The following is an 11880-nucleotide window of genomic DNA, read 5'->3' as shown; positions in this document are numbered from 1 at the left end:
ACACAACTGACACATTTAGCGCGCTAAATACCACTGTCGCTTCAATTCCTACCTTAACCAATCGACAGGACATCACCATGAACAAAGTCTTCGCTACCCTCGCCCTTACCGCCGCCATGTTTGGTGCCACTGCAGCGTTCGCCGCGCCGGTCAAACCTACCGTGGTGCTGGTGCACGGTGCCTTTGCCGATTCGAGCAGCTGGAACGGCGTGGTCAAGATTCTCGAGAAGGATGGCTATCCGGTGATCGCTGCGGCCAACCCGCTGCGCTCGGTCAAGGGTGATGCGCAATCGGTGGCGGATGTGCTGGCCAGTGTGAAAACTCCGGTGGTGCTGGTCGGCCACTCTTACGGTGGCCCGGTGATCAGCGAAGCCGCTTACGGCAATGCCAATGTCAAAGCGCTGGTGTACGTCGCCGCGTTCGCCCCGGAAAAGGGTGAAACCGCAGCCGAATTGTCCGGCCGCTTCCCTGGCAGCACCCTTGGCCCGACCCTGTCGGCCCCGGTTGAGCTGGCCGATGGTGGCAAGGATTTGTACATCCAGCAGGACAAATTCCATGAGCAGTTCGCAGCCGATGTTTCCCCGGCAGATGCGAAGTTGATGGCCGCGACCCAGCGCCCGGTGACCGTCGCCGCGCTCAACGAAGCCGCCACCGAGCCTGCATGGAAAACCGTTCCGTCGTACTTCGTCTACGGTGACCAGGACAAGAACATCCCGGCGCAAGCCCTGGCGTTCATGGCCGAGCGCGCGCACTCCAAGCAGACCGTCGTGGTCAAAGGCGCGTCGCACGTGGTGATGGTGTCCAACCCGAAAGCCGTTGCCAGTCTGATCGAAACCGCTGCGGCCGCGAAGTGATTCATCGCTGAATTGAAACTTGAAGCCTTAGCCGTGAACCCTGTTCACGGCTTTCAGCGCTGGGTGGTGTTGCAGCCGCTCGCTGAGAAAGTCCACGAACGTGCGCACCTTCGCCGGTACGCGCGGATGTTTCAGATAGACCAGTTGCACAGGTAACGCCGGCGGCTCAAAGGCCTCCAGCACCAATTCCAGTTCACCGGCCGCGACCTGGCTGGCGACTTGATAGGACAGCACCCGGGTAATGCCCCAACCGGAGCTGGCGATGTTGATCGCCGCCTGATTCGCGGTGACCACCAGACGCGGCTCGAAGCGAAAACTCAACGGCCCGTCGGCATGGGCGAATTGCCAATCGCTGAGCAAATGACTGGCGGACGACATGACGATATTGGCGCGGCTCAGCTCGTTCGGATGTTGCGGTCGGCCATAGCGGGCGAAGTACTCGGGGGTGCCGCAGATCACCTGACGGACCTCGCCGACCTTGATTGCATGCTGATTGTTCTCGTGCAAATGGCCGATGCGCACGGCGACATCGATACCCTCTTCCGCCATGTTCACCACGCGATCAACCAGCAAAGCCTTCAGATGCACCGAAGGAAACGCATCGACGTATTGCGCCAGCAACGGCGCGATGAACAACTCGCCAAACAACACCGACGCGGTCACGCTCAAGTGCCCGCACGGCACCCGATAGCTGCCGGCAGCGGCCTCTTCGGCTTCGTCGACGTCGCACAGAATTCTTCGGCAATCGTCCAGATAACGATGCCCGGCTTCGGTCAGGTGCAGGCTGCGCGTGGTGCGCGACAACAGACGCGTGCCGATGCGTTGTTCCAGCGCGGCAATGGCGCGGGTGACGCTGGGGGGCGAGGTGTCCAAACGCCGGGCCGCCGCCGCAAAGCCACCCTCCTCGGCCACGGCCAGGAACATGCGCATTTCCTGAAAACGATCCATAGACGGGAACCTGTCGAAGACTTTGAAAACCCACCGGCCCTGTGGGAGCGGGCTTGAACCGCGATGGCGTCCTGTCAGTCAACAACGATGCTGAATGACCCACCGCTATCGCGGGCAAGCCCGCTCCCACAAGGTTTTTTGGCGTGTGCTGATATCAAGCGCTTTGCAGGCCCACCGCTGTGCGCTGCATGCCGACGAATTTCGGCAGCGCCTCAACCCGCGCCAGCCACGCCCGCACATTCGGGTAATCCTCCAGCGAGACGTTGCCTTCCGGTGCGTGGGCGACGTAAGTGTAGGCGGCCACATCGGCAACGGTTGCCTTGTCGCCGGCAAGGAATGCGCTGTTGGCCAACTCGTCTTCCATCACTTGCAATAAAGCGTGGGAACGCTTGATCGCATCAGCCGCGTCGTAACCGGCGCCGAACACCGTGATCAAGCGCGCCGTGGCCGGGCCGGAGCTGATCTGCCCGGCAGCTACCGATAACCAGCGTTGCACCTTGGCTTGTTCGACCGGATCGCTCGGCAGCCACTGGCCGTTGCCGTATTTGCTCGCCAGATAAACAAGAATGCCGTTGGAATCAGCGAGCACCGTACCGTTGTCGTCAATCACCGGCACTTGGCCGAAACGGTTGAGGGCGAGGAATTCAGGAGTTTTGTGTGCGCCCTTCATCAGGTCGACGAACACCAGTTCGGTCGGCACATCCAGCAGGGACAACATCAACTCGACGCGATGCGAGTGGCCGGACAACGGATGGCGATACAGTTTGACGGCTGACTGGGACATGACGTGCTCCTGGATTATTTGAGGTCGACCCGCTGATCGTGTCGATGGGCTCATCCTGCTCCCCTGCCGCAAATCGCGGAATCCTCAGCCAATACAATCGAGCATTTCAGCCAGTGAAATAATCACCCGCCTCCTTAGGCGCGCGCAGGGATCATTTCACCGCGTGAAACAGTGGATTGCAGTTTCTGGCCATTCCCTCGCAACCGGCCGAGGGCGAACATGAGCCCACTTGAGCTTCAGCCCCTGGCGGCTCACCGGCCCGTTTGCACCCGAGGAGAATCGAAATGGACACAGCGTCGAAACCGCAGCCCTCGCCCTGGCATGAAGGTGAGCTGACCCTGCAACGTGCCGTCGGCGCGGTGGAGATGATGGTCGGTGTCGGCCAGCGGCAACTGGCCCGCGACTGGATGCCGGACCAGCACCGCGAGTTCTATGCGCAACTGCCCTTCGTCGTGCTCGGCGCCGTTGATGGCCAGGGCGACCCGTGGGCGACGCTGCGCACCGGTCAACCGGGCTTCATGGATTCGCCGTCGCCGCAGGTGTTGAAGATCAAACTCGACGCGCAGCCCAATGACCCGGCCAATCAAGGCCTGCAGCCCGGCGACGCGATCGGCATGCTCGGCATCGAGCTGCACACCCGTCGGCGCAATCGCATGAACGGCAACATCAGTCGCCGCGATGACAACATCCTTGAGATCGGCGTGACCCAGGCTTACGGCAACTGCCCGCGCTACATCAATCTGCGCCACTACGCGTTCGTCGACGAAACCACCGACACTGCGCTCGACTTGCCTGTCAGCGAACCCTTGGTGCGCGACATGATCACCGCCGCCGATTCGTTCTACGTGGCCACTTACGTGGTGCGCGACGGTGAGCGGCAAGTCGATGTGTCCCATCGCGGCGGCAAATCCGGTTTCGTGCATATGGACGAAGACGGCACCCTGACCATCCCGGATTTCTCCGGCAATCTGTTCTTCAACACCCTGGGCAACATCCTGCTCAACCCGCGCGCCGGGCTGACCTTCATCGATTTTGAAAGCGGCGATCTGTTGCAGATGACCGGTAGCGCGGAAGTGCTGCTCGACGATCCGCAAATCGCCGCGTTCCAGGGCGCCGAGCGCCTGTGGCGCTTCAAGCCGCAGCGCATCGTTTATCGTCAGGCCGCATTGCCACTGCGCTGGGCCGAGCAGCCGGAAGGCGATTCGCCCAATTCGCAAATGACCGGCAGTTGGGAACAGACCCGCGAACGTCTGCAGGCCGAGGCGCTGCGCAACCAATGGCGTGCGCTGCACGTAACGCGTGTAGTCGATGAGAGTCCGCAGATCCGCTCCTTTTACCTGCAAGCCAACGACGGCTTCGGCCTGCCGCGCTTCGAACCGGGCCAGCACTTGCCGATCAAGGTCTTGCTCGACGGTCAGGATGCCGCGTCGATCCGCACCTACAGCGTGTCCAGCGCGCCGTCGGACGAGTTCCTGCGCATCAGCGTCAAACGCGACGGCTCGGTGTCTTCGCATCTGCATGATCGGGTCCAGGCACTGGATTTGATCGAAGCCCGCGCGCCGCAAGGCGATTTCACCGTCGACGCCACCGAACGCCGGCCACTGGTGCTGTTGGCCGCAGGGGTTGGGGTGACGCCGTTGCTGTCGATGCTGCGCGAGGTGGTCTATCAGGGCAAACGTATCAGCCGCATGCGCCCGACCTGGGTGGTGCAAAGCAGTCGCACCGTCGAGGATCTGGCCTTTCGCGAAGAAATCGATGCCTTGGCTGCGCGCGCCGGTGACAAGGTCAGGGTGCTGCGCGTGGTCAGCCAGCCGCCGCTGGAAGCAACAGCGCAGGGTTACGATCATGCCGGGCGCATCGACATGGCCTTGCTGAAGAGCCTGCTGCCGCTGGATGACTACGATTTCTACCTGTGCGGCCCGGGCAGTTTTACTCAGGCGCTGTACGACGGCCTGCGCAAAATGCGCATTCCCGATGATCGCATCCACGCCGAAACCTTCGGCCCGTCGACGCTGATCCGCGATGTCGAAATCAGCACCCCAGCGCCGCCACAAGTGCCGGTCGCTGAAGAGCCGGTCAAGGTGTTGTTCGCCACGTCCGGCAAGGAAGCACGCTGGGAACCGGGCAGCGGCACCTTGCTGGAACTGGCCGAGGCACGTGGCTTGAATCCGGAGTTCAGCTGTCGCGGCGGGTCCTGCGGCACCTGCAAAACCCGCCTTACCAGCGGCCAAGTGCATTACCTCACCCCGCCGGCCATGCGCCTGGCGGACGACGAAGTGCTGATCTGCTGCGCCGCCCCGGCGCAGGGCAGCGAAACCCTGGTGCTGGACGTTTGAATGTTGAGGAGGTGCGCCATGAAGCCGTATGCAGAAACCAACGTGGTTTGGCCGCAAGAGAACACCGGACTGTCCGCCAGTGAATGCGAACGCAGCTTTTTGCTGCCGCAATTGATGGGCTCGCTCGCCGGTGAAACCTGCGCGTTGACGGGCTCATTCAATCAACGTGAGCATCTGCCTTCGAGCCCGAACGGCTGGTTTTCCCGCGGGCTCAAGGCGTTGTTTGCTTAGGCTTTGCTAACAGCCGCCACCCCGCCCGCCGGCCGGTGCTGGCGGCTGGTGACCAGGCCAATGAACGAGATCAGCAGCGCCAGGCCAATGGTCGAAGTCACTTCCAGGCGATGTTCAGGGGTGATCATCATCACCGCCAACGCCGCGCAGATAAAGGCGATGACCAGCCAGGTGAGCCAGGGAAACAGCCACATGCGCAAGGTCATTTCGACCTTTTCCCGTTCAAGTTGGCGGCGCATGCGCAACTGCGAAATGGCGATCACCAGATACACCAGCAAGGCGATTGCGCCGGAGCTGGCGAGCAGGAACTGGAACAGCCCGGCCGGCATGAAATAGCTGAGTAACGTCACGCCTGCGCCAATCACCGTGCTGGCAATGACCGCCGCGCGTGGCACGCCGGCCGCCGAAGTCACCTTCAATGCCGGCGGCGCATCGCCGCGTCGGCCCAGCGAATAGAGCATGCGCGAGGAAATGTAGATCGAGGAGTTCATGCAACTGGCCACCGCGATCAACACGACCACGTCGACGAGGAATTTGGCGTCGGGATGTTCATCAGTTCCAGTGCGCGCTGGTAGGAACCGACCGAGGCGAGTTGCGGGTCATTCCAAGGCACCACGGAAATCACCACGAAGATCGACAGCAAATAAAAAATGCCGATACGCCAGATCACCGAGCGCGTGGCCTTGGCGATGTTCTGCGCCGGGTTGTTCGACTCCGCAGCGGCGATGGTCACCGCTTCGGTGCCGATAAAACTGAACATGATGGTGATGAACGCGCCGACCACCGCCGACATACCGTTCGGAGCAAAGCCGCCGTGCTCGGCCATCAGCGTGCTCAAGCCACTGGCTTCACGCTCGGGAATCCAGCCCATCAGCACCGCAAAGCCCAAGCCGATGAAACCGATGATTGCGATGACCTTGGCCATGGCGAACCAGAATTCGAACTCGCCGTATTTCGACACGCTGAACAGGTTGGTGATCACCAGCAGCACGATCGACAGCAAGGCGAACAACCACGCATCGACCTGGGGAAACCACTGATTGAGCACGTGACCTGCGGCCAGCGCTTCGATGGGAATCACCAGCACCCAGAACCACCAGTAGAGCCAGCCGATGGTGAACCCGGCCCAGCGGCCAATGGCTTGATCGGCATAGGTGGAAAACGAGCCGGTGTCGGGGTGCGCCACGGCCATTTCACCGAGCATGCGCATCACCAGCACGACCAGCAGACCGGAGAACAGATAAGCGAGCAGCACCGCAGGTCCTGCGGCGGCAATGGCGTGGCCTGAGCCAACGAAAAGTCCTGCGCCGATGATACCGGCAATGGAAAGCATGGTGACGTGACGCGGTTTGAAACCTTGCGCCAACTGACCGTTGGAGTCCTTGGGGTTCAGGCTGTTCATGGGTTCTTATTGTTCTCATGATCGACGTTTGGGCCACTGACTGTGCGTCAGGCGATCATCATTTCCTTGAGTCGACTCAGGCGAAAGCAGCGACGCAGACGCTTTGCCGACGAAATGATGCTTCACCTTACGTGGCCCGACCGCCGCGCAACTAGCCTGAGTGCGGCATGCCGATGTCTGATTTCGACATGCCACTCTCAGGCCAGCATGGGCCGGCGGCAACCGCTGCGGCGATTTACAGCGTGTAGGAAATCCCCACCTGCACGGTTCGCGGCGCGCCCGGGTAGGCGTAAACGTTGCCGAAGGCGCCTTCTTCGTAGTCGCGGTCGAAGATGTTTTTCACATCGAGGTTGAGCCGCACTTTATCGTTGACCTTGTAGAAGCTCAGCAGGTCGACCACGGTGTAACTGCCCATGGAAAACGCGGTGTTGGCGGTCTGCCCGGCGCGCTCGTCGACGTATTTCAGGCCGGTGCCAAGGCCAAGGCCTTTGAGCGTGCCGTCCTGGAATTCGTACATGTTGAGCAGGCTGAAGCTGTTCTTCGGGATGTTCAGCAGGCGCGTGCCGGAGCGCAGCGTGTTGTCCTTGGTCACCTCGGCGTCGACGTAAGCGTAACCGCCGACCACTCGCCACTCCGGGGTGAGGTTGCCGGTCACGTTGACGTCGAAACCACGGCTGCGTACTTCACCAGCGGCGACGCTGAAGGTCGAATCCACCGGGTCGGTGGTCAGCACGTTGCGTTTTTCGATCTGGTAGATCGCCGCGTCGACGCTCAACTGCTGATCCAGCGCTTCCCACTTCACGCCCATCTCGTAGGACTTGCCTTTCTCTGGAGCGAAGCCGCCGCCTTCGCGACTGGCGCCGGTGTTGGGCTTGAACGAGCGCGCGGTGTTGGCGTAGACCGCCAGGGTATCGGTCAAATCGTAGGTGATGCCGATACGAGGGGTGACGGCGTTGTCGCTGGCCTGCCAGCTCTTGCCGCCGGGCACGTAGGTTTCATAGTCGTGCTCAAAGCGCTCGAAACGCGCGCCGGCCAGCACTTTCAGTTTGTCCGTCAGTGCGACCTGATCCTGCACGAACGCGGCGTAGGTCTTGAGGTTTTCCTTGTCGTGAGTCGGTGTGCGGGTCAGCGCCGGGCGTGGCTGGCCGTAGACCGGATTGAAGATGTCGATCGGGTAGGCACTGACCGCGCCGCTGGAGCGCTGGATGATCGACTTGTAATCGTAATCTTCATACTCGATGCCGGTGAGCAAGGTGTGCTGCAGACCGCCAGTGTCGAAATGCCCGGTGAGGTTGAGCTGGGTGTCCTTGTCGGTCCACTCCAGCTTGCGGTAGTTGAAGTTGCGCCCCAGCGTGCGGCCGTCAGCGGCAATGCCGTTGGCCTCGATCGCATTGCCCTTGAGCGAGCCGTCGAGCCACTGGAAACCACCGCCGAAGGTCCAGTCGTCGTTGAGCATGTGCTCGAAACGCAATTGCGCCATGTTGTTGTCGTTGTGCAGCTTGCCGACGTCCTTCTCGCCAAAGAAGGTATCGCGCGAGGCAGTGCCGATCTGCGCCGGGTAGCGCGTCACGCCGCGATCGAGCGGCGCGTTGTTGCGCATGAAATCGCCTTCGAAAATCAGCTTGGTCGCGTCGGTGGCCTGCCAGGTCAGCACCGGCGTAATGCCGTAGCGCTCGGTCTCGACATGATCGCGGAAGGTGTCACCGCCCTCGCCCACCACATTCAAGCGATAGGCCAGACGCCCTTCTTCATCCAGCGGCCCGGAAGCGTCGAGGGTGCCGCGCTTCATGCCTTGGTCGTTCAATTGGCTGCCTAACGTAACGGTGCGCTCGGGCAACGGCTGTTTCGACACCACGTTGAAGGTACCGCCTGGGTCGCCACGGCCATAGAGCATGGTCGCCGGGCCGCGCAGCACTTCCAGGCGCTCGATGGTGTTGGCGTCGGGCATGTTTGGGTAGCCACGGTTGATCGGGAAACCGTTGCGGTAGAACTCACCGGTGGTAAAACCGCGCACGGTGAAGGTGGTCAGGCCCTGCCCCCCGAAATTGTTCGCCCGACCCACGCCACCGGCGTAATCCAGCGCATCCTGCAAACGCGTCGCGCCGAGGTCTTCGACGGCATCCTTGGTCACCACGCTGATCGACTGCGGGGTTTCGTGAATCGAAGTGTCGGTGCGCGTGGCGCTGGCCGAACGCGTCGCGCGGTAGCCTTGCACCGGGCCGTCTGCCCGTTCGTAATCCGCTGTGCCGACTACGTCGGTGGCTTCCAGCTCAAGCGTTGAAGAAGTCGGTTCGGCTGACTCAGCCCACGAGGAAGAAGACAACGCCTGCAGCACACAAATGGAAAGCAGAGTTCGACGCATGAGGTGAAAACCTTTACGAATAGGCCAGAACGAAGGGCAAAACCGCCAGTGAAAACGTCGCGCATGGTATACGGTCGCATTAGTAATTGAAACGTATTCCTATTTGTCATGTTGATCAGGATTGGTGAGCGAGATTCATCATTCCATCCTGAAACCGCGCATTATCAGCAGCGCGTCGATGGCCTAGGCTCGTAGAGATCCGACGTCAATCGATGGCTGCGCCGCGCTACGTGGGCGCCGCCAGCCTGTATGAAAGGAATTTGCAGATGAAATTCGACACCCCGGCCGGCTCCAATCCGATCGACCAACTGAACGTCATCGGCCAACCTGCCGACCGCATCGACGGCAAGCTGAAAACCACCGGCACCGCCCCCTACGCCTACGAGCAAAACGCAGCGGTGCCGGACGCCGCCTATGGCTATATCGTCGGCGCCGGGATCGGCAAGGGGCGCATTGCCTCGATCGATTCGACGCAAGCGCGGGAGGCGTCCGGGGTGATTGCCATCGTCACTTACGAAAACGCCGGGCCATTGGCCAAAGGCGAGTTTTACGTAGCCAGGGCCTTGGCCGGGCCGCAGGTCGATCACTATCACCAGGCCGTGGCAATTGTCGTCGCAGACACTTTTGAACAGGCCCGCGCGGCCGCCGGCCTGCTCGACATCCGCTACGTGGCCGAACCAGGTTCCTTCGATCTGGCGGCGGCGAAAGACTCCGCAACCCCACCGCCACCGGCCGGTTTCGGCCCGCCGCCGCAGACCAGCGTCGGTGACTTCGAAGGCGCCTTCAACGCTGCGCCAGTGCAAATCGATCAGCACTACAGCACGCCTGACCAGGCCCACGCGATGATGGAACCGCACGCAACCATTGCCCGCTGGAGTGGCACGCAGTTGACCTTGTGGACATCGATCCAACAGATCAACTGGGGCGTGCGCGATCTGGCGAAAACCCTCGGCATCGCCAAGGAAGATGTGCGCCTGATCTCACCGTATATCGGCGGTGGTTTCGGCGGTAAGGGCACGATTCTTTGCGACGCAGTGTTGGCATCCCTGGCCGCTCGACATGCCGGGCGACCGGTGAAAGTCGCGCTGCCGCGGCCGCTGATGTTCAACAACCTCACCCATCGTCCGGCAACGCTTCAGCGCCTGCGCATCGGTGCCAACCGTGACGGCGTGATCACCGCGATCGGCCACGAGAGCTGGTCGGGCAATCTGCGCGGCGGACGCGCCGAAGCGGCCACCGCGTCAACCCGATTGCTTTACGCCGGTGCCAATCGCATGACCCGTTTGAATCTCGCCGTGCTCGATCTCGCCGAGGGCTCGGCGATGCGCGCGCCGGGCGAGGCACCGGGGATGATGGCGCTGGAAATCGCCATGGATGAACTGGCCGAAAAGCTGCAAATGGATCCGCTGCAGCTGCGCATCCTCAACGATTCGCAGGTCGATCCGGAGCAACCGGCGCGGCCGTTCTCCAAACGGCAGTTGGTGGAATGCCTGAACACTGGGGCCGAACGCTTCGGCTGGCGTCAGCGCAACCCTCAACCCGCTCAGCGCCGTGAGGGCGGTTGGCTGATCGGCATCGGGCTGGCCTCGGCGATTCGCGGCGCACCGACGACCGCTTCGGCGGCGCGGGTGCGTCTCGATCGTCAAGGCGTCATCACCGTGGAAACCGACATGACCGACATCGGCACCGGCAGTTACACCATCATCGCCCAGACCGCCGCCGAAATGATGGGCGTGCCGCTGGAGCGTGTCGTGGTGCACTTGGGCGATTCGCGGTTTCCGGAATCGTCGGGCTCCGGGGGCCAGTGGGGCGCCGCCTCCTCCACTGCCGGCGTGTATGCCGCGTGCGTGAAACTGCGTGAGGCCGCCGCTCGCGCCGTCGGGATTGACCCGCAGCAAGCGGAGTTTGTCGACGGGCAAATTCGCGCAGGCTCGCAGCAGGTTGGCTTGGCTCAGGCCGCAGCCAATGGCGAGCTGACGGGCGAGGACCGCATGGAATACGGTGACCTTGCCCAGCGCTTCGCCCAGCAGACCTTCGGCGCGCATTTCGCCGAGGTCGCGGTCAATGCGGCGACCGGCGAAATTCGCCTGCGTCGGCAACTGGCCGTGTGCGCCGCCGGGCGCATCCTCAACCCGAAAACTGCGCGCAGCCAGATCATCGGCGGCATGACCATGGGCGCTGGTGCGGCATTGATGGAAGAGCTGGCGGTGGATCATCGAATCGGCTTTTTCGTCAATCACGATCTGGCCGGATACGAGGTGCCGGTGCACGCCGACATTCCCCATCAGGAAGTGATCTTTCTCGATGAAGTCGACCCGTATGCCACCCCGCTGAAGGCCAAAGGCGTCGGTGAGCTGGGTATCAGCGGCGCGGCGGCGGCCATCGCCAACGCGATCTATAACGCCTGTGGCGTACGGGTGCGCGATTATCCGATTACGCTGGATAAACTCATCGGCGAGTTGTCCTACCCGGTCTGAGACTCGATCGCGCAGGATATCGCCCATGTACCCCACCACCCCCGATGGCCGCTATTTTGTGGTCAAGCAACAGCTGTGGCGTTGCAGCAATCCATCACTGCCAGCCGCCGAGCGTGAGGCGTTTGAAGCCGAACTCATGTCAGCGCGGCGTGCGGTCAAAGAGGCGAAGCGTGCGGAGGATGCACAGGCGTTGAAGTCGGCGAGAGCTCGCGTCAACGACGCCAAAGTCGCGCTGGGTGAACGCGGGCCGGTGTGGTGGGATGACGGCAGCCCGGATTACAACCGATTCAAAGTGAGCAATACACCGTATGCGCAGTGGTTTGCCCAACGGCCTGAAGAGGAAAAGTCCCCTGACTGAATGTTGAGTGGCCTGATCCGGTACTCCCTGGACATAACTGCGAAAACCACCGCAAATCCCTGTGGGAGCTGGCTTGCCAGCGATGAGGTCAGCAGATCCAGCATTGATGTAGCAGATATACCGCCATC

The 11880-nt window shown here is 61.9% G+C and carries 8 protein-coding genes and 1 pseudogene; 5 read left to right on the top strand and 4 right to left on the bottom strand.

The annotated features are described in order from the left end of the window. Positions 1 to 77 precede the first annotated feature (77 nt). Positions 78 to 854 carry an alpha/beta fold hydrolase gene (locus F8N49_RS00045; protein ID WP_024013008.1) on the top strand — a complete coding sequence of 259 codons (777 nt, stop codon included), beginning with the start codon at positions 78 to 80 and terminating at the stop codon, positions 852 to 854. A gap of 27 nt (positions 855 to 881) precedes the next feature. Here F8N49_RS00045 and F8N49_RS00040 read toward each other — a convergent pair whose 3' ends face one another. Further along, positions 882 to 1802, bottom strand: coding sequence for a LysR family transcriptional regulator (locus tag F8N49_RS00040; protein ID WP_122746179.1), 921 nt, complete (start codon positions 1800 to 1802; stop codon positions 882 to 884). Between the two features lie 154 nt (positions 1803 to 1956). Beyond that, a complete protein-coding gene (locus F8N49_RS00035; RefSeq protein WP_122880598.1) occupies positions 1957 to 2586 on the bottom strand; it encodes a glutathione S-transferase family protein in 630 nt (209 codons plus the stop codon). Between the two features lie 284 nt (positions 2587 to 2870). On the opposite strand from F8N49_RS00035, the gene F8N49_RS00030 reads away from it, so the two are divergent. Further along, the gene (locus F8N49_RS00030; protein ID WP_151550517.1) at positions 2871 to 4922 is read left to right on the top strand and encodes a pyridoxamine 5'-phosphate oxidase family protein; all 2052 of its coding nucleotides are present in this window, start codon (positions 2871 to 2873) and stop codon (positions 4920 to 4922) included. A gap of 18 nt (positions 4923 to 4940) precedes the next feature. After that, a complete protein-coding gene (locus F8N49_RS00025; RefSeq protein WP_122706258.1) occupies positions 4941 to 5153 on the top strand; it encodes a hypothetical protein in 213 nt (70 codons plus the stop codon). Here the strand turns inward: F8N49_RS00025 and gabP are convergent. Continuing rightward, positions 5150 to 6555 (bottom strand): annotated as a pseudogene (gene gabP, locus F8N49_RS00020) (GABA permease). The gene F8N49_RS00025 and the pseudogene gabP sit on opposite strands and share 4 nt — an antisense overlap. A 235-nt stretch (positions 6556 to 6790) precedes the next feature. Next, positions 6791 to 8917 carry a TonB-dependent siderophore receptor gene (locus F8N49_RS00015; protein WP_122750432.1) on the bottom strand — a complete coding sequence of 709 codons (2127 nt, stop codon included), beginning with the start codon at positions 8915 to 8917 and terminating at the stop codon, positions 6791 to 6793. A gap of 266 nt (positions 8918 to 9183) precedes the next feature. On the opposite strand from F8N49_RS00015, the gene paoC reads away from it, so the two are divergent. Continuing rightward, positions 9184 to 11394, top strand: coding sequence for an aldehyde oxidoreductase molybdenum-binding subunit PaoC (gene paoC / locus F8N49_RS00010; protein ID WP_151550516.1), 2211 nt, complete (start codon positions 9184 to 9186; stop codon positions 11392 to 11394). Positions 11395 to 11419: 25 nt separating this feature from the next. Continuing rightward, positions 11420 to 11752 carry a hypothetical protein gene (locus F8N49_RS00005; RefSeq protein WP_151550514.1) on the top strand — a complete coding sequence of 111 codons (333 nt, stop codon included), beginning with the start codon at positions 11420 to 11422 and terminating at the stop codon, positions 11750 to 11752. Positions 11753 to 11880: the final 128 nt, after the last annotated feature.

Source organism: Pseudomonas sp. GXM4, assembly GCF_008923895.1.
Lineage (GTDB): Bacteria > Pseudomonadota > Gammaproteobacteria > Pseudomonadales > Pseudomonadaceae > Aquipseudomonas > Aquipseudomonas atacamensis.
The sequence above is the reverse complement of the archived record's forward strand: the minus strand, read 5'-3'. Positions and strand labels throughout refer to the sequence as shown.